The sequence below is a fragment of the Loktanella agnita genome (assembly GCF_046640325.1).
GTDB classification, from domain to species: domain Bacteria; phylum Pseudomonadota; class Alphaproteobacteria; order Rhodobacterales; family Rhodobacteraceae; genus Yoonia; species Yoonia agnita.
Genome location: NZ_JBJMBF010000017.1, coordinates 41,731 through 66,683 on the forward strand (window position 1 = coordinate 41,731; position 24,953 = coordinate 66,683).

Consider the following 24,953-nt stretch of genomic DNA (forward strand, 5'->3'; position numbering starts at 1 on the left):
AGGCTGCGCAATAGAACGAAAGGCACCCAAGGTGCCTTTCCAAGACTAAATACAGCGGGCTGCGGCTCGCTGCCGAGGAGATAACACCAGTGAGCTATTCTGTCGAAATCAAAGACCTCGATCTCGCTTTCGGGTCGGTGAAGGTGCTGCAAGAGCTGAACCTGAACATCCATGAGGGCGAATTTCTGGTGCTTCTGGGCTCATCCGGATGCGGGAAATCCACGCTTTTGAACTGTATCGCCGGGCTACTAGAGGTCACGGACGGGCAAATCTACATCAAGGATAAGAACGTCACATGGGCCGAACCATCCGAGCGCGGGATCGGCATGGTGTTTCAATCCTACGCGCTCTATCCGCAGATGACGGTGCGCGGAAACTTGTCCTTTGGGTTGAAAAACGCGAAATTGCCAAAGGATGAGATCGAAAAGCGGGTCGCACGCGCCGCAGAGATTTTGCAGATCGAACAGCTGTTAGACCGCAAACCCGGTGCGCTGTCAGGTGGCCAGCGGCAGCGGGTCGCAATCGGGCGGGCGCTGGTGCGCGATGTGGATGTTTTTCTATTTGATGAACCGCTGTCGAACCTCGACGCGAAACTGCGGGTCGATCTGCGGGTGGAACTGAAACGGCTGCACCACCAGCTTAAGAACACCATTGTCTATGTGACCCACGATCAGGTGGAGGCGATGACCCTGGCCGACCGGATTGCGGTGATGAAGGGCGGCAAGATCATGCAGCTTGGCACGCCGAATGAAATCTATCATCAGCCGCGGAACCTTTATGTGGCCGATTTCATCGGTAGCCCTTCGATGAACTTTCTTGAGGGCACATTGGACGGTACGAATTTCAAGGTCGATGATATGGTGATGCCCATGTCGGGCTATGCGTTTGCAGCCCCGCAAACGGCGGGCCGTCCGGCGGTTATCGGGATCAGGCCGGAACATGTGGTGACCGGCGAATTGGTCAGCAAAGCGCCGCTGCAGTATGATGTCACCGTCGATCTGGTAGAGCCGATGGGCTCTGACACGCTGGTCTATGCCAAGCTTGGCAGACATCTGTTTCGCGTCCGGATGGATGGCAAAGCCCGCGTGGATGAGGGCGACATCCTGCAAATCGGGATTGACCCCTCGCACGCCTCGCTGTTCGACAAAAAGACCGAGGACCGTTTGTGACATATCTCGACTTGGCGGGAAAATGGACCCTTGCCGACGCGCAGGGCGAGTATACCTGCGACATGCATCTGCCGACAGACGGGATCACCGCGCTGCACGCGGCTGGTCTGATCCCGGATCCCTATTGGGGGCGGAAAGAATACGGACTGCGCTGGATTTCCGAACGCGACTGGGTGATCACCCGTGATGTCACATTGACGAACACAGACGTCGATCTGGTCTTGTCAGAGGTGGACTGCGTCGTAACCGTGCGCGTCAATGAACAGGTGGTGCTAACCGCCGAAAATGCTTTTCGTACGTATCGAGTGTCACTGCGTGACGTGGCACGGTCGGGGCAAAACACGATCAGCGTGACCTTTCATTCTGTCGTGGCCGCCGGTGCGGCGAAACAGGCGGCGCATCCATTTCCTTTGCCCAATAGCGACAATTGCCCGATCCCGAACGGCAACATGCTGCGCAAACCCGCCTGCGATTTCGGTTGGGACTGGAATATCGCACTTGCGCCATTTGGCATCTATGGGGCGATGCGGATCGAATCATCCGCCGCACCACGGATCGACTGGATCATAGTGGCACAGGACCATTCGGATCAGGGGGTGAAGCTAGATGTCACCGTGCATGTGGCGGGCGACTCGGGCGAGGTAAGCGCAACCATCGCCGGGCAGCATGCACAGGGCAACACCAAAGATGGCATTTGCACGCTGTCGCTGCTTATCCCGGATCCGGAGCTCTGGTGGCCCGCAGGGCAGGGGGCGCAGCCACTTTATGATCTTGAGGTGACCTTCGCCAAGGCAAAGACCACGCGACGGATCGGTTTGCGCCAGATGGAGCTGATCACAGAGCCTGATGAAGCCGGGTTGGGCTTCAAATTTCGGATCAATGGCCGGGATATCTTCTGCAAGGGTGCGAACTGGATCCCTGCTGATGCACTGCCGGGGCGCATTACCGATGCCAAAACCCGCGATCTACTGCAATCCGCTGTCGACGCAAACATGAACATGATCCGAGTCTGGGGCGGTGGGCGCTACGAACCTGATAGCTTTTACGATACCTGCGATGCGCTGGGGTTGCTGGTTTGGCAGGACTTTATGTTCGCATGCAACCTTTACCCCTCAGACGACGCTTTTTTGGACGAGGTGCGCGCGGAAGTGGCGGATAACGTGGCGCGGATTCAGCATCATGCAAGCGTCGCACTTTGGTGTGGCGATAACGAGTTGATCGGTGCGCTGGGCTGGTACGACTGTTCGCGGCAGGATCGGGACCGCTATCTTGTTAACTACGACCGGCTGAACCGCTGCATTGAAACGGCCCTGAAAGATACCGACCCACAAGCGATCTGGTGGCCGTCGTCCCCATCCCCTGGCCCGATGAATTTTGGCGATGCCTGGCATGACGACGGATCAGGCGACATGCATTTCTGGTCAGTCTGGCACGAAGGTCGGGACTTTGAGCATTACCGCGATGTCAGCCCGCGCTTTTGCTCTGAATTCGGTTTTCAAAGCTACCCGTCGATGCAGGAGATCAACCAATTTGCGGCGCCCGCCGATCACAACATCGCGGCGCCGGTGCTGGAAAGCCATCAAAAGAACGCAGGCGGAAATGCCCGGATCGCGGAAACCATGTTCCGCTATTTCCGCTGGCCGGAAAAATTCGCGGATTTTGTCTATCTTTCGCAAATCCAGCAGGGGCTGGCGATCAAGACCGCCGTCACCCATTGGCGCAGCCTGAAGCCACATTGCATGGGCACCCTGATCTGGCAGCTCAATGACACCTGGCCCGTCTGTAGCTGGGCCTCGCTGGATTATGGGGGCGGTTGGAAATTGATGCATCACATGGCGGCAGCGTTCTACGCGCCGCTTCTTGTGACCGCCGTACCTGTCGATGGGAAATATGTGCTGCGCGCAGTCAATGACGCGCCGACCCCCGTGGGCGTGACTGTGACTGCGCATGCGATCGGCATGGATGGCACGATGCGCGATCTGGGCCAGACCACGGGAGAGGTCGCTGACACCGCCGTAGACTTGCTAACTATTCCGGGCGACAGTCTGCACACGCAGGAAATGCTGCATTTTCGCTGGGAAGACGACGCGGGCAACAAGGGGAGCGATACATTTGCCCCGCTGCCCTACAAAAGCTATGACCTGCGACCCGCTGGTCTGCATATGCAAGTTTCTGGCACGGGTGAGATCACGATTAGCGCCACCGGCCTTGCCCATTTCGTCAGCGTAGAGGCTGACGTGCCCGGCCGGTTCGACAAGAACGTCCTGACCTTGCTACCGGGTGAGGAAATCACCCTGCGTTTCACGCCCGCTGACCCTGACGCCAACCCACAATTCACGCTGCGCGACCTGCACGGCGCCACACACACCTGAACAAAGGACAGTGCTATGACACATATTTCTTATCAGCTTTACTGTTCCCGCAATTTCCCGCCGCTGAATGATACGCTGAAAATGCTAGCGGACGCAGGTTACAACGAGGTCGAAGGCTTTGGCGGGTTGCTTGACGATCCTGATAGCCTGAAGTCAGGGCTTGCAGAAAACGGGCTGCGCATCACCAGTTGTCACATGGGGTTCGACATGGTCGAAGGCGATCCGTCGCAGGCGATCGCACTGGCGAAATCGATGAATATTCCCAAGGTCTTTGTGCCTTTCATAGCCTCTGACGCGCGCCCCACTGACAGCGCGGGTTGGTCGGCATTCGGGCAACGGCTCGCTGCGGCGGCAAAGCCATTGCAAGATGCGGGGTTGATTGTCGGCTGGCACAACCACGCGTTCGAATTTGATCCGACGCCTGAAAACGACCTGCCGCTTGATCTGATTGCTGCGGCCTCTGACGACCTGAAGCTGGAACTTGATCTGGGCTGGGTCCGCGTCGCCGGCCATGATCCTGTCGATTGGATAAACAAATATGCAGGCCGGATCAGCGCGGTACATATCAAGGATATCGCGCCCGACGGCGAATGTACGAATGAGGATGGCTGGGCCGATGTAGGCCATGGGATCATGGATTGGGCCGCGATCCATGCGGCACTGCAAGGACATGGTATCGACCATTATGTCGTCGAACATGACAATCCCAGCGATCACACCCGCTTTGCCACGCGCAGCCTTGCTGCGATCAAACAGTTTTAAAGGCACAAAATATGACACAGCTTGGCGTTGGCATCATCGGATGCGGGAACATCTCTACCAGCTACCTGCGGCTTGCACCGTTGTTCAAATCGCTGTCGATCAAGGCCGTGGCCGATATCAACATGGACGCGGCACAGGCGCGGGCGGCAGAATTTAATGTGCGAGCCGAAACGCCCGAAGATTTGCTGAAGGCCGGTGATATCGACGTGGTGGTCAACCTGACCATCCCGGCGGTACATTACGAGGTCACGCGGCGCATCCTTGAGGCAGGCAAGCATGCCTATTCTGAAAAACCGCTCGTGCTTACCTTGCAAGAAGGCGAAGCGCTGCGCGAGTTGGCCGCCGCGAAAAACCTGCGCATCGGGTCCGCGCCCGATACCTTCCTTGGTGGTGCGCATCAGCAAGCGCGTGCGGCGATTGATGCGGGCGACATTGGGCGAATCATCGGCGGCACCTGCCACGTGATGAGTCACGGGATGGAAGCATGGCACCCGAACCCGGATTTCTTTTTTCTGCCCGGCGCCGGGCCGGTTCTTGATATCGGGCCTTACTACGTCACAAATTTGATCCAACTGATCGGACCGGTCAAATCGGTGGCCGCACTTGCCTCGGCCACTTTCCCGACGCGGACCATTGGGAACGGCGCGCGCGAGGGTGAAACCGTGCCTGTCGAAACACCGACAAATATCCATGCGCTACTGGAATTCGCGAATGGTGCGACCGTGACACTGGGCGCAAGCTGGGATGTCTGGGCGCATCGGCATGCCCCGATGGAGCTTTACGGCGAAACCGGTTCGCTCTTTGTGCCGGACCCGAACTTCTTTGGCGGCACCGTGGAGGTGGGCGGTGCCGACAAAGAGATCACGGGATTGGATACGTGGGATCACCCTTTTGGTATCGCGAATCAAGGCGAGCGGGCCAATTATCGGTGCGCCGGACTAGCCGACATGGCCACCGCAATTGCAGAAGACCGGGCGCATCGGTGCAATATCGACCTAGCGGTGCATGCGGTGGATGTAATGACCAGCATTCTGAAAGCAGGCGAAGACCGGCGCTTTGTCGCAACAAGCACAACCTGCGAACGCCCGTCCGCCCTGTCACCCGAAGATGCCCTCGCCCTTTTGGCGTAGGTTGTTAAGGCAGCATCGCGCTGAAGAACCTTTAATCACGGCATCATTTTTGACGCTTCTGCCAAAGACTGCGAACACGTCATTCAGGCTTTCCTGAAACGTTTCACGATCACGTTGGGCGCGAATGACCAAGCACGTGATTGCCACGGTCATCCCGTCACCGCACAAACAGGCGGATGCATGGCCCCATTGTGACACCAACGCTTGTCAGGCCACCTTGGACTTCGCTTGCCGTTGTGATGGGATCGGACAGCCGAACCTGCGTATCAGCCGGGTGTGACTATGGCCAAGCTCTGCCAGATTACAGATATGTTGGCCGGCAAGATCACGCAGGCTCAACCCACCGCCAATGCGGGTAAGCTGGTATCCCTGATTAGCCAGCCTATGGGTCAGGTCAGGCCAGTCAGTCGCCTGTTCAAGATCACTGACCAGACATTCGCGCAAAGGGGCCAAAAGCGCCTTTGACTGAGGGTTGCGGGACCGTGTTCGACGGCGCAAATCATTGCGCAATGCATCGCGCAAGATATTTTCAATGGCTTGCTCGTCGCGCCCGGCAATATGTTCCAAGGCATCGGCAAGTTCTGGAGGTAAACAAACAAAGAACTCTTTCATGCGGCAAGTATCAGCCGTTATTGGTAAACAGGCTGTTAACAATAACTATAAATTGTCCGAAAATGTTTCCACCGCGTCGTCTGCATTCGAAACGCAATCAGCAACAATATTGGCCCACAGCGCGCGTCAAATGCGCACGTTTACAGGCCGGTTTCTGCCGCGATCTGGGCGCGTGATTTGCGAGCCCGTTCAGTCGCCGATTTCAACTGACCGCAGGCGGCCATGATATCTTCGCCACGCGGCTTGCGGACCGGGGACGCATATCCCGCCCTGTAAATAATATCGGCAAAGGCGCGGATGCGGTTGTTCGACGACCGTTTGTACGGGGCACCCGGCCATTCGTTAAACGGGATCAGGTTGATCTTGGCGGGGATGCCGTCGATCAGCTTGATCAGGCGGCGCGCATCATCATCGCTGTCGTTGATCCCATCCAACATCACATATTCGAACGTGATCCGTTCAGAGTTCGACACTTTGGGATAAGCTCGCAGCGCATCCAAAAGCGTGGCGACATTCCAGCGTTTGTTGATCGGCACCAGTTTATCGCGCACCTCATCGGTGGTTGCGTGAAAAGAGATGGCCAATTGGCAGCCGATCTCTTCCGCCGTCCTGGCAATCTCGGGGACCACGCCAGATGTCGACAAGGTGATCCGGCGGCGGGATAGCTGGATGCCATCCGGGTCCATGGCGATCTTCATTGCGTCACGGACATTTTCGAAATTATAAAGCGGCTCGCCCATACCCATCAGCACAATGTTGGACAGCAGGCGGGTTTCGACGTTGCGCGCGCCGGGCACAGGCCATTCTTCCAGATCGTCGCGGGCCACCATCACCTGACCGATGATCTCGCTGGCGGTCAGGTTACGCACCAGTTTTTGGGTGCCGGTGTGGCAGAAAGAACAGGTCAGCGTGCAGCCCACCTGACTGGACACACAAAGCGTTCCGCGGTCGGATTCGGGAATGTATACGATCTCAACCTCGTGCCCACCGGCGATCCGCACCAAGTATTTGCGGGTGCCATCTTCAGACACCTGCCGGGTTACGACCTCGGGCACAGCGACCACAAACCTCTCGGTCAGTAGCGCGCGATAATCTTTGGAAAGATTGGTCATCTCGGCAAAATCGCGGACACCCCAATGATAAATCCACTGCCAGATCTGGCCCACACGCATCTTGGCTTGCTTTTCCGGCGTACCTGCACTGATCAGCGCTTCACGCATCACCTCGCGCGTCATGCCGACAAGGTTCTCTGGCCCGTCCGGCAGCTTGCGCGGAATGGTCAGCACATCCTGTGTGATCGGGGCTTTGGCGTTCATGGGTCTGCTCCGGAAAGGGGTCAAGCCTGCCATATAAGAGAAAGAGCCGGTTTCCACAAGAAAACCGGCCCCAAATGGTCAATGAAAACCAATAATCAGCTTGTGCAGCGGCTTGCAGCTTCTTCCACGGCGGCAGTGAAGCCAAGCAAGCTGAACGTGTCCTGCGTCTGCGTACCGCGACCAGAGCGACCGCTCACAACCGCATTGGCCCCGCGTTTCATGGCAGCGACGAATTTCGCGTCATCCTCTGCCGTGGCGGGCCAGGCGAATTCACCTTCGGTGAACATTTCAAAAGTGGTGTCACCCACCGCCAGCGAAACCGTTGTGCCGCTGGCAAAAGGATAGCCGCCTGCAAACATCACCTGACCAGCGACATTTTCGTCTGGGCGATAAAATACGATCAGTCGGATATCGCCACGGCGTACCGATACGACACTGCCGTCACGCGTATTTACCGTCTCGACCGGGGCGGATACAGCCCAGCATTCATTCGGGTCGCTTTCGACAAACACGTTCCAGTCAGTTTCAACGGCGACTCGGTTGTCGCTTTCTTCCTGCGCTGTGGCGGCACCTGCCAGCCATATCGCGGCGACAAACGCCAATCCCCGTGAGATATTCAAAATCATTCTACAGCCTCCAAGCTGTCCTTGCCTCTTGATGTTCCCAGTTGTCACCGGATGCGTCTGACGGCATCCTTTCGGCTGGCGGGAACTGTTTCAACTCGATACCGATTACGCTAGCAAAAAACCGCCCGCATGGGAAAGCCCTAACGCGACCGGTGGTCGGTATGACGTATACAAGCCAAAAAGGCAAAAAAATGACAAATCCTGTTGATCTGGTCGAAATCTGGCGTGGTGACATGGTAGAATGTGTTCATCGCGGTCACGTCGTCGTGTGCGATGACGCGGGCCAGATCGTCAGCGCCTTGGGTGATCCGGACAAGGTAATCTATCCGCGTTCGTCCTGCAAAATGGTGCAGGCATTACCGCTACTGGAAAGCGGGGCAGGGGCGCATCTGTCAGTGGAGCAGCTTGCGCTGGCCTGTGCTTCGCATAATGGGGCGGCGATTCATACGGATCGGGTTGGCGCTTGGCTGCGTGATCTGGGGATGACGGATGATAATTTCCGTTGCGGCCCGCAATTGCCCGACGATATTCCGACGCGTAATGCCCTGATCCGCGCCAATGAAAAACCCTGTCAGTTCCACAACAACTGTTCAGGCAAACATGCGGGATTTCTGACCCTGAACAAGCATTTGGGTGCCGGGCCGGACTATCAGGAGCCTGATCACCCGGTGCAGCAGGCCTGCAAGGCAGCCTTTGAAGAGGTCACGCAAGAAACCAGCCCAATGTTCGGGATCGACGGCTGCTCGGCCCCCAACCATGCCTGCACCGTGCATGGTTTGGCGAGGGCGATGGCGTTCTTTGCCAGCGCGCAGGACCGGTCCGACAGGCGCAGCGCAGCGGCTGTCAAGCTGACCCATGCGATGGGCGCGCATCCAGCGCTGGTTGCGGGCGAAACCCGCGCCTGCACCGATCTGATGCGAGCTATGAATGGCAAGGTGGCGGTCAAAACCGGGGCAGAGGGTGTTTTCATTGCGATCATTCCGGAAAAACGGCTGGGCGTTGCGATCAAGATCGTGGATGGGGCAACACGGGCGAGTGAGTGCGCGATTGCAACGATCTTGGTGAAACTTGGGGTACTTGATCCTGCGCATCCTGCAGCCATCGCACGGATGCAGCCGCCCATCGTGAACCGGCGTGGTATCGTGACCGGATCAATCAGACCCGCTGCCGCGCTTCGCTAGGGGGCGGGTCCGTGCGGCTAAACCGCATGCGCGTGGTTGAATAACTTCGCCTAAACAGGCAAACATATCGTGAACAAGGGCGCTTTGCGTCCCGGCCCCTGACACGCACCCAGCAGAAAGCGTCGCATCACATGTCCTTTACCCTTGCCACATGGAACATCAACTCTGTCCGCTTGCGCGAAAACATCGTCGCCAAGCTGATGCAGGAAGAAGCCCCCGATGTGCTCTGCCTGCAGGAATGCAAAAGCCCGGTAGACAAGATCCCGTTAGAGCAATTTCAGGCACTGGGTTACACACATATGGTTGCCCGTGGGCAAAAGGGGTATAATGGGGTCGCGATCCTCTCAAAACTGCCAATGCAAGAGGTCAGCGCCTATGATTACGCCAGCCTTGGCCATGCCCGCCACATCGCCGGGCAGCTGGAAAACGGGGTGACAATCCACAATTTCTACGTGCCTGCAGGCGGTGACGTTCCGGATCGCGAAGTGAACGAGAAATTCGGGCAAAAGCTCGACTATCTGACCGACATGCGCGACGCTTTCCACGCCGACAAACCGCAGAAATCCATCCTCGTGGGTGATCTGAATATCGCCCCGCGTGAAGACGATGTATGGAGCCATAAAAAGCTGCTCAAGGTCGTCAGCCACACCCCGATTGAGGTGGAGCATTTCGGGCAGGTCATGGATTCGGGGGACTGGTCGGACGTCACCCGCAATGATATCCCCGAAGGCCAGCTTTATAGCTGGTGGTCCTACCGGGCGCGGGACTGGGATGCGGCCGATAAAGGGCGCAGGCTGGACCATATTTGGGCCACACCGGATATCACCAACGCCGGTCACTCAAGCCGTATTTTACGTGATGCGCGCGGCTGGGAAAAACCCAGTGACCACGCGCCCGTCTTTGCCACTTTTGACCTTTAGGAGCCAACGATGCCAGATATGATGAAAGCGTTGATCCAGCTACAGGATGGCTATTCGAACACACAAACCGGCCCTACGGTCGATGACCTTTCACCCTATCTGGCCTATCAGGACCACCCCGTTCCAACGCCCGGCGACGGGCAAGCACTCATCAAGGTGCATCTGGCCTCGGTCAACCCGTCTGACATCCATTTTATCAAAGGCGAATACGGCCAGCCGCGGATCAAGGGCATGCCCGCAGGGTTCGAAGCTGTGGGCGAAGTTGTCGCCGGTGATACGCCACTGATCGGGCAGCGGGTCAGCTGCTACGCGCGCGGCTCTGGCACTTGGGCGGAATATGCGCTGGCTGATATCAGCGGGCTGATCCCCTGCCGCCCGGATTTGGCTGAGCCGGATGCCGCGGGGCAACTGGTGAACCCGCTCACGGCCATCGCCATGTTCGATCTGGTCAAAGACAGCGGCGCAGACAGTTTCATCCTGAACGCTGCCGGATCGCAATTGGGCAAATTCCTGATTGCATTGGGGCGCGATCAAGGGATCAAACCGATTGCGGTGGTCCGACGGGCGGCACAGGCGCAAGTGCTGCGCGATCTGGGCGCGGCAGAGGTGATCGTCACTGGCGATGGGAATGGGCTGAATCAGGCGAAAAGCATTCTGAAGACGCTGAAGCCATTGATCCTGCTTGACGCCGTAGGGGATCAGTTCACCGCTGATTTGTTCTTTGCTATGCCGAAATATGCGCGCTGGGTGAACTACGGTAAGCTATCGACAGAACCACCGCAGCTGACGCAGTTAGGGCAGTTGATCTTCCAGCACAAAGTGATCGAAGGCTTCTGGCTGACCCAGTGGATGCAACATGTCGCGCCAGAACGGATCGCGGCGGCCTTTGGCGAGATTCAAGAACGGTTTGTCTCCGGCAAATGGACCACCGACGTGGCGGGGATCACGCCGCTTTCAGAAGCGATGGACAAGCTTCCTGCCTTGCTAGAACAGCCCGACGGCAAGGCGTTCATCGATCCACGCAAGTAGGGCGCGCGCAAAAAAAAAAGACCGCCGGATGTACGCAAATGATGCGATATCCGACGGCCCAGGGGGGAGGAGAGTGTTCGCCGCTAGTGCGCGCGTTCGGCGTATTCCTTGTAGTCGTGAAGCAGCCCGTCAAATGCTGCGAGGCTGACCTCGATGTTTTGGTAAACCATAGCGCTCTGCGCTTGGTTCAGCTCATCACTGCTCAGCAATGCTTCGCTGTTTGATTTGATCGTGACCCAACGGTCCAGCAAGCCGTCCAGATCGGCGCGGATCTTCGCGTTCGGGGCACCATGCACGCCAGATTCGGGCATGCCGTGGCGCAATGCGTTCAGAGATGCCTCAAACAACTGCATTGTCTCGCGCAGGGAATCGCGGGATTCCGCGGTGCCATTCTCATGCCAGACCAGACAGGCCACATGTGCCATCTTTTGGCTCAGCATCTGCTGACGCCCGGCAAATTCAATCATCAGCGCATCGGCCGTGGTGATCTCATGCGGATAGGCATACTGACTGGTGATGACCGCGGCCAGAAGGTTGGTCAGTTCCAGCAACTTGGCGGTGCGATCTTCGACGACCTGACGGTGCATCGCTTGATCTTCGGAAGCAAGGATACCGGCAGCGGCAATCTGCACCACATTCCACTCATCGCGAATTTCGTCGAGCTGCGCCAGAGTCTCATAGCGGCTTTCGGGGGCCGCAATATCCAACTGCGCATCACCATCGCGCAATGCAGTCAGGTTGCGGTTGAAATCGCTGATCGACTGGCGCAGCACGTCTCGTGTGCTGTCTGTTTCGATTTCGGTGGCCAATGCACAAGAGGCCGCGGCGATTTGTTGCGTCAAGGTACGCAGCTCGCCTGCGATCTGCATACGTTCCGCGCTATCCGAAACAATGCCGAGCCCGTCCGAACGGGTACCAAGATCGGCTTTGGCCAAGCGGACGGTCTCAATAGCAAGATCATCGGCCACGGCAGGCGTAGCTGCGGTAAACAATCCAAGGGCGATAAAGGTAGCGGCGGCACAAGTGCTGGATTTCAGTTTCGTGAGTGGCGTCATCAGAGTGAGTGACATAGGCTAGACCTCCTTAAGTATCTGAATCCCATTATTATTTAGGGGTCGCGACCACGCAATATACCCACAAATTCTGCGCACTTCACCGCCACTGATCCGCTAAGTATGCCCAAACAAACACCTTTTTCTTGCCGATCTTCACGGCGTGGAATCGGGTCGGACGAAACCCGCTCAGGGTTCCGCCTGCGTTGCCGCTAATTGCAGAGGGGTATTGGGCAGCCGGCCAACACTAGCCCAATTTTCGCTAATGGTACGAAGTGACTGCTTTTGACCGGTCATGGTGTTGGGATCTGACGTTCAAATGAAGGGGGTGGCATTCCTGTGGCCGGACTGGACCATGCACCGCGCATTACATCCCATCCCTGACGGAAATGTTGAAAATCTCCGCCTGCATTGCTATTTTCAGGATATGCCCTGCGCCGGGGCCATGACGGCGCGTTTTAAGGAGGACAATGCACTGTCTCTTTCCAGCTCGGCCGCACCAGCGGCCAACACCGGGGCCCACGCTGTGAGCGCTCCGAAAATGGCGACCAGCGAAGGTCTTTTGACCGCCGTGCTCAAATCTCTCGACGATGACAAAGGCGAAGACATCGTGCAGATCAATCTGCGCGGCAAGTCTGAGATGGGCGATTACATGGTCATTGCGTCGGGCCGTTCGACACGTCAGGTCTCGGCGATGGCGGAAAAGCTGACCGACCGGCTCAAACAGGAATTCGGCGTCATCTCCAAAGTCGAAGGCAAAACCGCAGGTGATTGGGTCCTGATCGACACAGGCGATATCATCGTGCATATTTTCCGGCCGGAAGTGCGCGAGTTCTACCAGCTTGAAAAAATGTGGCAGACCGGGGCGGCCTCGACCGCCTGATGCGCATTCATATCTGCGCTGTGGGCCGATTGCGCAAAGGCCCGGAGCGCGAGCTGTTGGACGAATATCTGACCCGGTTCGACCGGACCGGGCGGGGTTTGGCCCTTGGTCCCGCGCAACTTTCCGAAGTCGAAGACAAAAAGGGCGGCGGCATGGCGGCAGAAGCTGCGCTGCTGCAACGTGCGATACCGGATGGGGCGCTGATCTGCACGCTGGATGAACGGGGCAAGGTGATGTCCTCCCCGTCTTTCGCGGATAAGCTTGGCACATGGCGTGATCAGGGGCGACAGGATGTGGCCTTTGTGATCGGCGGAGCGGACGGGATCGACCCGGCCTTGCGGGCACAGGCTGATGCTTCTCTCAGTTTCGGGAAAATGGTCTGGCCGCATATGCTGGTCCGAGTGATGCTGTCCGAACAGCTTTACCGGGCCGCGTCCATTCTTGCCGGCGGACCCTATCATCGTGCTTAACGGTTGCACCGCCCATGTGATGCGCTACACCTCAAGCCAAAGCAAAGGAGCCCACCATGACCACCCCCAAGCCCGTTGTCCTGTGCATTCTTGATGGCTGGGGTCTGCGCGATGACAGCACCGCCAACGCACCAAAGCTGGCTCACACTCCCCATTTCGACGCGATCATGCAGGGCCCGCACGCGCAGCTAATCACCCATGGCAATGATGCGGGCCTGCCCACCGGGCAGATGGGCAATTCCGAGGTCGGACATACCAATATTGGCGCCGGTCGTGTTGTCGCGATGGACCTTGGACAGATTGAATTGGCCATCGAAGACGGATCGTTCTTCAAGATCGACGCACTTCAGGCCTTTATCCAAAAGATGAAAGCTTCCGGCGGCATGGCTCATTTGATGGGCGTCGCCTCTGACGGCGGCGTGCATGGGCATCTTAATCATATCATCGCTGCGGCCAAAGCGGTCACGGATGCTGGCGTGCCGGTTGCGATCCACGCCATCACCGACGGGCGGGATGTGGCCCCAAAATCCGCAGATGATTTTATGGCGCAGCTACAAAGCAACCTTCCTGACAATGCGCGCATCGTTACGGTGGTCGGGCGCTACTTCGCCATGGACCGCGATAACCGGTGGGAACGTGTGCAAACCGCCTATGACGCGGTGATCGAAGGCAAGGGTGACAAATCCGATACGGCTGATGCAGCCGTCGCGACCGCTTATGATATGGGCAAAACAGATGAATTCATCCCTGCCACCGTTATTGGAGACTACACCGGGCTGGGACAGGGGGATGGGTTTTTCTGTCTGAATTTCCGCTCTGACCGGGCGCGCGAAATCCTCGCTGCCATCGCCGATCCGGATTTTGACGGGTTCGCACGGACCCAGCCGACTTTGGCTGCGACGCTTGGCATGGTCAGCTACTCTGACAGGCATGATGCTTGGTTCGACACTGTTTTCCCGAAACGGGATATTCAAAACACGCTGGGCGCATGGGTGGCCAAACACGGGCTGCGCCAATTCCGGCTGGCCGAAACCGAAAAATATCCGCATGTGACGTTCTTCCTGAACGGCGGGGTCGAGACGCCGGAAAAAGGCGAAGACCGCTATATGGCCGCATCGCCCAAGGTCGCCACCTATGATCTGCAACCGGAAATGTCCTCGGCCGAGGTCACGACCCGTTTCATCACGGCGATTGAGGATGGCTATGACATGATCATAACCAATTACGCCAATCCCGATATGGTCGGTCATACGGGTGATCTGGACGCTGCGATCAAGGCTTGTGAAAGCGTGGATATCGGTCTGGGGCAAGTGCTTGCGGCGCTACAACGGGCCGGTGGTGCAATGATTGTGACCGCTGACCACGGCAATTGCGAAACCATGGTCGACCCCGAAACCGGTGGGCCGCATACGGCGCATACAACCAACCCCGTGCCCGTCGCCATGATCGGCGGACCCGAGGGCGCAAATCTGCACGACGGGCGGCTGGCTGACCTTGCACCCACAATTCTGGACCTGATGGGGCTTGATCTGCCCGGCGAAATGACCGGTCGGAGCCTGATCGACAGATGAGGCTCGCACTGCTCCTGATTTGCCTGGCCTTTCCGGCAACAGGGCAAGAGGCAGCGCAGGCCGCTGCGCAACGTCTGCAAGCCGCGGGCGAAAAGCTGATCGCGGCCGAATCAGCACGCGACAGGATCAGCGCGCTGACAGAAACAGTGCAGGCCTACGAAGACGGGCTGATCGCCATGCGCGAAGGCTTGCGGCAGGTCACCCTGCAAGAGGCCGCGCTATCAACCGATCTCGCCACGCAACGTGAAGAGGTTGCGCAATTGCTTGGCGTCCTGTCCACTATCCGCCGAACACCGGACCCCGTGCTTCAGGCGCATCCCGCCGGGGCACTAGGCGCGACCCGCGCCGGGATGATGGTGGCGGATGTGACCAATGGCTTGCAGACACGGGTGGTGATACTGCGCGATCAGGTAGAACAGGCGCAGCGGCTGCGGGACTGGCGCGAAAAAGCGACACAGGAACTGGCCGATGGGTTGCAAGGGGCCCAAACCGCGCGGACAGCGCTGGGGCAGGCCATGTCCGAACGGACAGACCCGCCGCTACGGTTTGAAGAGGACCCGGTGCAAATTGCGTTGCTGGTCGCCGGGGCGGAAAGCCTCGGCAGTTTTGCCAACCAGATGCGGCGCACGGGGCTGGCTCCTGAGATCACGATCACACCTTCGGGCAACCTGCCATTGCCTGCGGGGGGGATCGTCCTGCCCACAACAAACACAGAACGGCCCGGTATCCGGATCGCAGCCCAACCCGGCGCATTGGTCGCCAGCCCCGCCCCGGCCACGGTTCTGTTCCGGGGGGCATTGCTGGATTACGGCAATGTTGTCATCCTCGAACCCACCACGGATGTGCTGTTTATTCTTGCAGGTCTGAAAGAGGTTTTCGTAGAACCGGGCGAAATCGTCGAAACCGGCGCACCGCTGGGGCTGATGGGGGATGAAACGGATGTTGACGGGAATTTGACCGAAAATGCGATCTTTGACTGGGGCGATGCACAGCAGACCCTTTATCTTGAAGTCAGGGAAGGGCAAAGTCCGACAAACCCGGATAGCTGGTTTGCGCTGGAATAATATAGGATAGGGTATGAAAAAGTTGATTTTGGCCGCGGTCGGCGGCGTGGCTCTTGGTCTGGTCACCACAAGCCAGATTGCAGGACCCCTGCTTGCGCAGGATGCAGAGGCCAATGCCAGCGTCTACGAACAGCTTGACCTGTTCGGCGATATTTTCGAACGGATCCGTGCCAGCTACGTCGAAGAAGTCGACGACAAGGAACTGATCGAGGCGGCCATTAACGGCATGCTCACCTCTCTTGACCCGCATTCCAGCTATCTGTCCGCCGATGACGCGGCGCGGATGCGGGTGCAGACCACCGGCGAATTCGGCGGACTCGGGATCGAGGTCACGCAAGAAGAAGGCTGGGTCAAAGTCGTCTCGCCGATGGATGGCACCCCCGCCGATGCGGCAGGCATGCTCGCCGGTGATTTCATCACAGCCGTCGATGGCGAAAGCGTGCTGGGGCTGACACTGGACGAAGCGGTCGAAATGATGCGCGGGCCAGTCGGCTCTGAAATCATCATCACCGTCGTGCGCGAAGGAGAGGTCGAACCCTTCGACGTCTCGATCATTCGCGACACGATCAAGCTGACCGCCGTACGGACCCGGACCGAAGGCAACGCTGTGGTGCTGCGGGTCACAACCTTCAACGATCAGACCTTCCCCAACCTCAAGCAAGGGATGGAAGATCAGGTCGAACAAGCCGGCGGTATGGATAATATCGACGGGATCGTGCTGGACCTGCGTAACAACCCCGGCGGGCTGCTCAATCAGGCAATTTTTGTTTCTGATGCATTCCTTGACGCGGGCGAGATCGTCTCCACCCGTGGCCGTGCCGCGTCAGACGGCGACCGCTTCAACGCCACGCCCGGTGATTTGGCGCAGGGCAAACCCATCGTGGTGCTGATCAACGGCGGCTCTGCCTCTGCCTCTGAAATCGTGGCCGGTGCGTTGCAAGATCACCGCCGTGCGATTGTCGTGGGCACAAATTCCTTTGGTAAAGGGTCCGTGCAAACCGTGGTGCCACTACAGGGTGACGGTGCGATGCGCCTGACCACCGCGCGTTACTACACGCCTTCGGGCCGGTCGATCCAAGCACTGGGTATTTCGCCCGACATCATCGTCGAACAACCGCGTCCGCGCCAAACCGAAGAGGAAGATGAAAGCTCATCCGCCTCTCCGCGGAGCGAGGCCGACCTGCGTGGCTCACTCGACAATGACAGCCTGAGCGAGGATGAAATCCAGCAAATCGAAGAAGACCGCGCTCGCGCCGAAGCTGCAGCACAGCTGCGGGAAGAGGATTATCAACTCGCCTATGCGATCGACATCCTCAAAGGTCTGAACGCACTGGACCACGCGACGCTGGCCACCGTGAACGAATAAGGCCGCAACCGCCCCTTCGGGGGCGGTTCTTCTCATAATTTGGGCTACACCTTCATCCGTGCGCCGGTCGGGTCATAGAACGGTTTCAACTGCGCATCAGCGACGACTCGGGTGCCCATTACGTCGATCTCATATGTACTGGCCAGCATCTCTGCCACGGTTTCCCCCGCACATGGGACATAGCCCATACCCACGGCGGCCCCCAGCGTATGCCCATATGCTCCCGACGACAGATACCCAACAAGCTGCCCATCCCGCAAAATCGGCTCGTGATGATAAAGCAGGGGTTCTGGATCACGTAGCCTGAACTGCACCAGACGCTTCGCCAGCCCCGCCTCGCGCTTGCGCAGTACAGAATCGCGGCCAATAAACGTGGGCTTATCGGTCTTCACCGCAAATCCCAGACCTGCCTCTAGCACGTGATCCTCGCAGGTGATGTCATGGCCGAAATGGCGAAACCCTTTTTCCAGCCGGGCGCAGTCCATCATATGCAAACCGCATAGTTTCATGCCCAGCGTTTGCCCTGCCGCATGCAACACCTCGAACACATGGGCGGCCATGTCGGACGAGACGTAAATCTCCCAGCCAAGCTCACCCACGTAGCTCACACGATGCACACGGGCACGGGCCATACCGATCTCAATCTCTTGCGCGGTGCCAAATGGATTCACGGCATTCGAAAAATCATCGGGAGAGACCATTTGCAGCAGCGTCCGGGATGCGGGGCCCATCACGGCCATCACGGCCTCGGCGGCGGTCATATCGGTCAGGACCACGTTGTAATCACCTAAATGGCGGCGCATCCACGTCTGATCCACCAGCCGGGTCGCGGCAGGGGTGACCACCAGATAGGCGTGTTCTTCCAGTCGCGTGATCGTCACATCCGCTTCAATCCCGCCACGGGCGTTCAGGAACTGAGTGTAGACAATGCGGCCCACCGGCACATCGCATTGACCGCCCGCAATATGGTTGAGAAAGGCACAGACGTCGCGCCCCTCCACACGGATTTTGCCGAATGAGGACATGTCGTAAAGTCCAACATTTGTCCGCAATGCGTGCAACTCGGCCGCGACATTGCCAAAGAAATTCTGACGCTTCCAGGAATAGCGATACTCTGCATCTTGTCCCGGATCAGCAAACCAATTTGCGCGTTCCCAGCCTGCAAACTCACCCATCACAGCGCCATGCGCCAGCAATTGCGCGTGCATGGGGGACCGACGAATGCCGCGCGCGGTTTCCTTCTGGCGATAAGGAAAGTGATCGGCATAAAGCAGGCCCAGCGTTTCGGTCGCGCGTTCGGCCAGATAGGTGCGGTTGCCCTGAAATGGCTCCATCCGGGCGATATTCACATCACACAGATCAAACGGCTTGTCGCCCGCGTCCATCCATTGCGCCAGCGCCATGCCTGCGCCGCCTGCCGATTGAATACCGATGGAATTGAAGCCGGCAGCGACCCAGACATTGTCCATCTCGGGTGCCAGACCCAGATGATATGCGTCGTCGGGTGTGAAGCTTTCAGGCCCGTTAAAGAACGTATGTATCCCAGCCGCGGCCAGCATCGGCATACGTGCGACTGCGGCCTCAAGGATCGGTTCGAAATGGTCAAAGTCTTCGGGCAGTTGATCAAATTCGAAATCGGACGGAATGCCGTCCATCCCCCACGGCTTGGCGCGGGGTTCAAATGCCCCCAGCAGGATTTTCCCTGCATCCTCTTTGTAATAGGCACATTCGTCCGGAACCCGCAGCACCGGCAATTGCGTCAGTTCGGGGATGTTTTCGGTGACAATGTAGAAATGCTCGCACGCCTGCAGCGGCACATTGGTGCCCAGCATACGGCCCACCTGATGACCCCACATGCCCGCACAATTCACGACCATATCACAAGCAATATGAGCGGTCTCTGCGCCCTGTTGCCAGTTGACCCCGGTAATGCGGCGACTGTCGCGGGCAATACCTGTCACAAGGGTATTTTCGATAATCTGTGCGCCCTTCATCCGGGCACCCTTTGCCAGCGCCAATGCAATATTGGCCGGATCACCTTGCCCGTCGCGGGGCAAGTAAACGCCCGCCGTGACCCCATCTGTATTCAGATGTGGATAGCGAGCTTTCACCTCACCCGGCGAAATCTCTTCGACCTGCACGCCAAAAGCCCGCGCCATCGCGGCTTGCCGTAAAATCTCCTCCCGGCGTTCATCGGTCAGCGCGACAGTGATCGACCCGCAACGGCGAAAGCCGGTCGCGACGCCGGTCTCTTCTTCCAGCTTACCGTAAAGCTCCTGCGAATAGCGGGCGAGTTTCGTCATATTCGCCGTCGCACGTAGCTGCGCGATCAAACCCGCCGCATGCCATGTGGTGCCAGAGGTCAGCTGTTTGCGTTCCAACAGGACGATATCCTGCCAGCCCAGCTTGGCCAGGTGATAGGCAACCGAACAGCCGATAACGCCACCACCAATAATCACAACACGGGCCGATGAAGGGGGGAAAGCCATAATGTAAAACCCTTTTCGTGAAATATACCGGAATAATTTCACACATTCGGCTTCACGTCATCACGAAACATGGGCGAACCGCAATTGAATCAGCCGATCGTATGTCCCGCAGTCGTAATCTCTGTGGCAAGCCGGGCGATATGCGCTGGGCCAATCTCGCAACAACCACCGATGACCGTGGCACCTTGTGCGATCCAGCCCATCGCAATGGCGGCATAGGCCTCCGGGCCCAAATCGCGGCGGGCGGACAGGCTATCCACCGTTGGCTTGTCCTGCAAAAACGCCTTGGTAATCTGTGTGAAGCCATTCGCATAGGCGCCAAAAGGCAACGACCCTTTTGACAGCACATCCATCGCCGCGGCCATCGCCTCTGGCGCGGCGCAATTGGCCAACAGCGCCGCTGCGCCATCTGCAACGTTCAACACTTCTGCCAATGGTTCGCCTGACCGCAACAGCGCCCCATTCTCATCATCCACCGTCATCGCAAGCCAAACAGGCTTGCCTGCTTTTTGGGCACCTACCAACGCCGCACGGGCCTGCGCGACCGAGGCGATGGTTTCACACAGCAGCAAATCCACATGAGGGGCCAGAATCTGCGCCACCTCCGCATAAAGCGGCACAGCCACTGCAGCATCAGGATGCAGGTCGGGCCGGTAGCTAGCCATCAACGGACCAATTGATCCGGCAATACGGCCATGCCCGGCACAGGCTTGCTGTGCCTCGGCCACAGCGGCCAAATGCAGATCGGCAAAGCGATCTTCCAGCCCGGTGCCGGTCAGCCGGTCACGATGGATCGCATAGGTATTGGTCACATGCAGCCGCGCACCTGCAGCGGCGTAATCGCGATGGACCTCTGCCACCAGACCGGGGTGATCTATCATCACCTGCGTCGCCCAAAGCGGGGTGGGCGCCTCTGGCGCGCGGATGATCAGCTCTTGCCCCATACCGCCATCCATCAAAGTAATCTCTGTCATCGGTCCATACTCTGCTTGTCAGGAAACCTGCGCTGTTCCAGCACAGGTGGGATTTCTCCATCTATATTACACAGGCAAAGGTCAATAGATCGGTGGCGAAATGACCCAGATCACATCACAGGTTTCATCATGTGGATTGGCCCAGCTAAACTCTTCGCCACGCAGCCTGAAACTGTCGCCGGGGCCAAGCTTGAACATCTTGCCATCAAGCCAGATGCTTAACCGGCCACGGACAATATAGCCAATTTCCTGCGTCTGGCGGGTCAGCGGCACAGGCAGCGTGGCACCGGGCGCGAAAGAGGAATGAATAACCTCAAAACTGCCCGTCAAATCGGGGGAAAGCAGCCCCTCTGTCAGGCCCGGTGTGCGGCTGCCAATCGGACGGCGGGCATGGGCGCGGACAACGATCCCTTCTTCCCCGGTGGCGACACCCGCCTGCAGCAGGCTGGAAATCGAAACATCCAGAATCTGGGCCATACGCTTCAGATCAACAATCGCGGGATGAGAGATATTCCGCTCCACCTGGCTGAGCCAGCCAACGGAACGGTCCATCGCTTCGGCCAACTCGCTTAATGTCATACCGCGCGCCTTGCGCAGCGCACGAATGTCGGCCCCCAAAGTGTCGGCAGAGCGATCACGACCTGCCATAATCAGCCTTTGCCAATGTGCCGTCAGCGTTCATTCGTGTCGTCTCCATTTCATAGCAAGCGCAGTCTGTCATGGAATATGACTTAAAACCAAGGATTGTTATTAACTTTTAAAAACATCCATAAGTAGTTTCTCCAGCGCATCAGAGTCGGCCTGTGTAAAGGCATCAGGCTGGTTGCTGTCGATGTCGAAAACCGCAATGACGTCGCCATTCTGATCAAACACAGGCAGGACGATTTCTGACTTTGTGCTGCTTGCGCAGGCAATATGGCCGGGAAATGCATCGACATCGGCGACCAGCTGCACCCTGCGGGTACGGGCCGCAGCACCACAGACGCCGCGCGAAAACGGAATGACAAGACAACCGTGCCCGCCCTGATAAGGCCCGATCTTCAAAAGCTCCGGTGCGACCACCCGGTAAAACCCGGTCCAGTCAAAGCGGTCATCGCTGTGGTGGACCTCGCACGCGACGGTGGCCATCAGCGCCACGCGATCCTCCTCACCTTCTGTGAGGGACGCCACAGTTTTTGCCAGGCTGTCATAATCAACACGCATGTCTGACCCTTTTCCCAAGCTTTTTCAGATCGTTCTTTTAGATAAGGAAACCCACGCAATGACAAGCACTTGGCACGATGAATGAAGCTGGGGAACAAGGGCTGCCACGCACCGCAGACCTATATCACCTTGCGAAATTAACCCCGCGCTTAGCTCTGGACGTGCCAGTGCAGGTCGAACCCCGGATCGAACACAGTGACGGGGCCGTCTTCGGTATCGATATGCGCCGGATAGCTGACAGGATCGCCTTTTTGCAGGGTGATCGTATCCTCATTCGGGGGCAGCCGGTAAAATTTCGGACCGTTAAGAGAGGTGAACGCTTCAAGCTTTTTCAGCTGGCCTGCGGCATCAAACACCTCTGCCAGACAGGACATGGTATTGGGCGCGGTGAATATCCCCGCGCAGCCACAGGTTTGTAGTTTGGCAGGATCGGTATGCGGGGCGCTATCAGTGCCAAGAAAGAATCGCGGATCACCCGAAATCGCTGCCTGCACCAGCGCCACACGATGCGCCTCGCGTTTGGCGACGGGCAGGCAGTAATAATGCGGCTTGATGCCACCCGCCAGAATGTGGTTGCGGTTGATGATCAGGTGATGGGTCGTGATGGTCGCCGCAAGGTTTTTATGCGTGTCGCGCACGTAATCGACCGCGTCCTGGGTTGTCACATGTTCCATCACAATACGCAGGTCAGGAACCTTTTTGCGCAGCGGTTTCAGCACCTTGTCGATGAACACAGGTTCGCGGTCAAAGATGTCGATATCGCTGTCTGTCACCTCACCATGGACGCACAGCGGCATGCCGATTTCAGCCATCACTTCCAGTACCGGGCGCACCTTTTCAAAGTCGCGCACACCAGAGGCGGAATTGGTCGTAGCCCCGGCGGGGTAAAGTTTGACCGCCGTCGCGATCCCGGCCTGATGGGCGGTGCGCACGTCTTCGGGGTCGGTTTCCTCGGTCAGGTACAGCGTCATCAGCGGCGTGAATGTCGCGCCTTCGGGCAGGGCTGCCAGAATACGGGTTCGATATTTCACCGCATCATTGGCCGTCACCACGGGGGGCACCAGATTGGGCATCACAATGGCCCGGGCGAAATGGCGGGTGGTTTCGGGCAGGACGGCGCGCAGCATCGCACCATCGCGCAAATGCAGGTGCCAGTCGTCAGGGCGGCGGATCGTGAGAGAGGTGATTTTGCGGTCGGGCATGGCGTATCGGTTACACGTTTGAGCGGACGGTGGCCAGTGGGATTGGAAGGGCCTTGCAGATTAACGCCGTGCCCCTGATATTAACGTTTGAACAGAACTTTAGGCGGAGAACCAGATGCTTGGCTTTATTATTGCCGTGATTGCGGGCTTTTTGACACCCCAGCTTGAGGGCCCCATCGGTGGTCCCATTGTGAAAGCGATGGAAGGGCATATCCCGGTGGAGCCAAACGAAAAGCGGCTGATCGCATTCATGGTCGCGATGCTGATCGCGGGCATTGCGTCGGCATTGCTTAACAGCGGTACTGCATTTTGGATCATCCTTGGCGGTGTGCTGGGCTATTTCGGTCTGCGTATGTATGAAGCGGGCAAGAAATACTATGAAGAGCGTAACGGTAAGCACTAACGCCCGCACTTCACAGCAACGCGGCATTTGCATTTGCTGGCATTGCCGCGTTTAACGACATCGCTGTCCGCGCATTTAACGCAATGAGGGTTGCCCGCAAAGATAGCGACTACGTCTGAAACGGGCGTTGATCGGCAAGCTCTTGCAGCGTTTTGGCAAAGAATGGGCTTTGCCCGCGCTGCAGCATATATTCGCAAATCAGTCGACCAAACCGTTTGTGATTGGTGCTGAGTAGCTGGTTAATCAGCGCGCGCGCGTATGTCTCATCGTAGCGCCGCGCACGTAATAGCTGCATGAAACGCTGGCGATCAAGCGTGCCCTCCATCGCCAGTGTTATCGTCGCATCATGGATCCCCAGCCGGTCAAGGGCGTGGTCCAGCCCGGTTCCAATCAGCGCGCAGGGCAGCAGCGCCACATGCGGCTTGCGGAACAGTGCAGCATGGATGGCGTCCAGCCGTTCATAGGGATCATAGGCGACAAAGACTTGCTCTGCCGCGTCGATCATTTCCGGCGCATAGCCGTAACGTCCCGTGAAATCACTGTGCCGGTGCGCCTTATAGCGTGGGTCCCAGCCTGTCATTCCAGGGTCCAGCGTCGCCTGCGGGCGCAGGGCGATCACGGTCGCACTGGGTGCGGCAACCGAAAATGCTGCGGCCGCATAGCCGCCACCATGCGCGCCATGAAAGACAACCTTTTCAAACTCTTCGAAAAATCCGTCGTCGATCAGCCGGTCGAAAAAATCATAGATCGCGGGGTCGCGGTACCAGCTTTCGGTGTAGGATATGATGGCAAGCTGCGACCATCCCTCTTGCCGCGCATGCCGCAAGCCGCGCGGTTCCGCATAGGCATTATGGCTGCGGATGGTGTCGGCGCTTTCAAAGGTCACAAGCAGCCGGTCGCTGCCTTTTTGAAAGGCGGCACAATGGTCTTCGCCCAATTGTTCGAAAAATCCGCTCTCTTCGCAGAGATCGTCAATACGGCTAAGCCAGGCATTCAGCCCAAGCCCTGTCAGGTACGTCTGCGTCATCAGTGCTGGGTCTTGTATTGTCACATTCAATCTCGTCTGTCCCCGGCCCCTGCGGCGAAATCTAGCCGAGCTTTGCGGCATAACTAGGGGCCGATGCGCCTTTTTTCGGGGCGGTGCGATTGTCAAAACCCG

Annotated in this window: 23 protein-coding genes; 13 read left to right on the forward strand and 10 right to left on the reverse strand. The window is 58.0% G+C overall.

Features of this window, described 5'->3' with window-relative positions; genetic code table 11:
- The first annotated feature begins 89 nt into the window (after window positions 1-89).
- The 4 genes from ACJ5NV_RS16930 to ACJ5NV_RS16945 are packed head-to-tail and all read left to right on the forward strand — an operon-like array spanning window position 90 to window position 5,433.
- Window positions 90-1,169, forward strand: coding sequence for an ABC transporter ATP-binding protein (locus ACJ5NV_RS16930; RefSeq protein WP_411645596.1), 1,080 nt, complete (start codon window positions 90-92; stop codon window positions 1,167-1,169).
- Window positions 1,166-3,541 carry a beta-mannosidase gene (locus ACJ5NV_RS16935; RefSeq protein WP_411645597.1) on the forward strand — a complete coding sequence of 792 codons (2,376 nt, stop codon included), beginning with the start codon at window positions 1,166-1,168 and terminating at the stop codon, window positions 3,539-3,541. The genes ACJ5NV_RS16930 and ACJ5NV_RS16935 overlap by 4 nt, the downstream gene beginning before the upstream one ends.
- A gap of 15 nt (window positions 3,542-3,556) precedes the next feature.
- A complete protein-coding gene (locus ACJ5NV_RS16940; RefSeq protein WP_411645599.1) occupies window positions 3,557-4,303 on the forward strand; it encodes a sugar phosphate isomerase/epimerase family protein in 747 nt (248 codons plus the stop codon).
- Window positions 4,304-4,314: 11 nt separating this feature from the next.
- A complete protein-coding gene (locus ACJ5NV_RS16945; protein ID WP_411645601.1) occupies window positions 4,315-5,433 on the forward strand; it encodes a Gfo/Idh/MocA family protein in 1,119 nt (372 codons plus the stop codon).
- A 207-nt stretch (window positions 5,434-5,640) separates the two neighbouring features.
- Here the strand turns inward: ACJ5NV_RS16945 and ACJ5NV_RS16950 are convergent, their stop codons facing one another.
- The 3 genes from ACJ5NV_RS16950 to ACJ5NV_RS16960 form a co-directional block, all read right to left on the reverse strand.
- Window positions 5,641-6,045, reverse strand: coding sequence for a hypothetical protein (locus ACJ5NV_RS16950; RefSeq protein ID WP_411645603.1), 405 nt, complete (start codon window positions 6,043-6,045; stop codon window positions 5,641-5,643).
- 140 nt (window positions 6,046-6,185) lie between these two features.
- Entirely contained in the window at window positions 6,186-7,361 is a 1,176-nt protein-coding gene (gene rlmN / locus ACJ5NV_RS16955; protein ID WP_411645605.1) for a dual-specificity RNA methyltransferase RlmN, read from the reverse strand.
- A 95-nt stretch (window positions 7,362-7,456) separates the two neighbouring features.
- A complete protein-coding gene (locus ACJ5NV_RS16960) occupies window positions 7,457-7,987 on the reverse strand; it encodes an invasion associated locus B family protein (RefSeq protein WP_411645607.1) in 531 nt (176 codons plus the stop codon).
- 191 nt (window positions 7,988-8,178) lie between these two features.
- On the opposite strand from ACJ5NV_RS16960, the gene ACJ5NV_RS16965 reads away from it, so the two are divergent.
- From ACJ5NV_RS16965 to ACJ5NV_RS16975, 3 genes are all read left to right on the forward strand, one after another.
- Window positions 8,179-9,168, forward strand: coding sequence for an asparaginase (locus ACJ5NV_RS16965; protein ID WP_411645609.1), 990 nt, complete (start codon window positions 8,179-8,181; stop codon window positions 9,166-9,168).
- 131 nt (window positions 9,169-9,299) lie between these two features.
- Window positions 9,300-10,088 (forward strand): exodeoxyribonuclease III, encoded by a 789-nt coding sequence (gene xth / locus ACJ5NV_RS16970; RefSeq protein ID WP_411645610.1) that lies wholly within the window; start codon window positions 9,300-9,302, stop codon window positions 10,086-10,088.
- 9 nt (window positions 10,089-10,097) lie between these two features.
- Window positions 10,098-11,117, forward strand: a complete 1,020-nt coding sequence (locus ACJ5NV_RS16975) for an alcohol dehydrogenase catalytic domain-containing protein (protein WP_411645612.1) — start codon at window positions 10,098-10,100, stop codon at window positions 11,115-11,117.
- 83 nt (window positions 11,118-11,200) lie between these two features.
- On the opposite strand, the gene ACJ5NV_RS16980 is transcribed toward ACJ5NV_RS16975, so the two are convergent.
- Window positions 11,201-12,187, reverse strand: a complete 987-nt coding sequence (locus tag ACJ5NV_RS16980; RefSeq protein WP_411645614.1) for a type IV pili methyl-accepting chemotaxis transducer N-terminal domain-containing protein — start codon at window positions 12,185-12,187, stop codon at window positions 11,201-11,203.
- A gap of 409 nt (window positions 12,188-12,596) precedes the next feature.
- Here ACJ5NV_RS16980 and rsfS point away from each other — a divergent pair, with 409 nt between their 5' ends.
- Genes rsfS through ACJ5NV_RS17005 form a run of 5 tightly spaced genes read left to right on the forward strand, consistent with a single transcriptional unit; the run spans window position 12,597 to window position 17,523 of the window.
- Window positions 12,597-13,052 (forward strand): ribosome silencing factor, encoded by a 456-nt coding sequence (gene rsfS, locus ACJ5NV_RS16985; protein ID WP_411645677.1) that lies wholly within the window; start codon window positions 12,597-12,599, stop codon window positions 13,050-13,052.
- Complete coding sequence (gene rlmH, locus ACJ5NV_RS16990; RefSeq protein ID WP_411645615.1) at window positions 13,052-13,522, forward strand: 23S rRNA (pseudouridine(1915)-N(3))-methyltransferase RlmH; 471 nt, start codon at window positions 13,052-13,054, stop codon at window positions 13,520-13,522. Before rsfS ends, rlmH begins: the two co-directional genes overlap by 1 nt.
- A gap of 56 nt (window positions 13,523-13,578) precedes the next feature.
- Window positions 13,579-15,093 (forward strand): 2,3-bisphosphoglycerate-independent phosphoglycerate mutase, encoded by a 1,515-nt coding sequence (gpmI, locus tag ACJ5NV_RS16995; protein WP_411645617.1) that lies wholly within the window; start codon window positions 13,579-13,581, stop codon window positions 15,091-15,093.
- The gene (locus tag ACJ5NV_RS17000) at window positions 15,090-16,157 is read left to right on the forward strand and encodes a murein hydrolase activator EnvC family protein (RefSeq protein WP_411645618.1); all 1,068 of its coding nucleotides are present in this window, start codon (window positions 15,090-15,092) and stop codon (window positions 16,155-16,157) included. The genes gpmI and ACJ5NV_RS17000 overlap by 4 nt, the downstream gene beginning before the upstream one ends.
- A gap of 13 nt (window positions 16,158-16,170) precedes the next feature.
- Window positions 16,171-17,523: a S41 family peptidase gene (locus tag ACJ5NV_RS17005; RefSeq protein WP_411645620.1), complete on the forward strand. Its 1,353-nt coding sequence runs from the start codon at window positions 16,171-16,173 to the stop codon at window positions 17,521-17,523.
- 44 nt (window positions 17,524-17,567) lie between these two features.
- Here ACJ5NV_RS17005 and ACJ5NV_RS17010 read toward each other — a convergent pair whose 3' ends face one another.
- From ACJ5NV_RS17010 to pyrC, 5 genes are all read right to left on the reverse strand, one after another.
- The gene (locus ACJ5NV_RS17010; RefSeq protein WP_411645622.1) at window positions 17,568-20,012 is read right to left on the reverse strand and encodes a GcvT family protein; all 2,445 of its coding nucleotides are present in this window, start codon (window positions 20,010-20,012) and stop codon (window positions 17,568-17,570) included.
- Between the two features lie 89 nt (window positions 20,013-20,101).
- Window positions 20,102-20,986: a homocysteine S-methyltransferase family protein gene (locus ACJ5NV_RS17015; protein ID WP_411645624.1), complete on the reverse strand. Its 885-nt coding sequence runs from the start codon at window positions 20,984-20,986 to the stop codon at window positions 20,102-20,104.
- A gap of 81 nt (window positions 20,987-21,067) precedes the next feature.
- Window positions 21,068-21,634: a helix-turn-helix domain-containing protein gene (locus ACJ5NV_RS17020; protein ID WP_411645626.1), complete on the reverse strand. Its 567-nt coding sequence runs from the start codon at window positions 21,632-21,634 to the stop codon at window positions 21,068-21,070.
- A 102-nt stretch (window positions 21,635-21,736) separates the two neighbouring features.
- Entirely contained in the window at window positions 21,737-22,189 is a 453-nt protein-coding gene (locus ACJ5NV_RS17025) for a GAF domain-containing protein (RefSeq protein WP_411645628.1), read from the reverse strand.
- A gap of 149 nt (window positions 22,190-22,338) precedes the next feature.
- On the reverse strand, window positions 22,339-23,391 hold the full coding sequence (gene pyrC / locus ACJ5NV_RS17030; RefSeq protein ID WP_411645629.1) for a dihydroorotase: 1,053 nt from the start codon (window positions 23,389-23,391) through the stop codon (window positions 22,339-22,341).
- 115 nt (window positions 23,392-23,506) lie between these two features.
- Here pyrC and ACJ5NV_RS17035 point away from each other — a divergent pair, with 115 nt between their 5' ends.
- On the forward strand, window positions 23,507-23,794 hold the full coding sequence (locus ACJ5NV_RS17035; RefSeq protein ID WP_411645630.1) for a hypothetical protein: 288 nt from the start codon (window positions 23,507-23,509) through the stop codon (window positions 23,792-23,794).
- Between the two features lie 109 nt (window positions 23,795-23,903).
- On the opposite strand, the gene ACJ5NV_RS17040 is transcribed toward ACJ5NV_RS17035, so the two are convergent.
- Complete coding sequence (locus tag ACJ5NV_RS17040; RefSeq protein WP_411645632.1) at window positions 23,904-24,821, reverse strand: phosphoadenosine phosphosulfate reductase; 918 nt, start codon at window positions 24,819-24,821, stop codon at window positions 23,904-23,906.
- Window positions 24,822-24,953 lie beyond the last annotated feature (132 nt).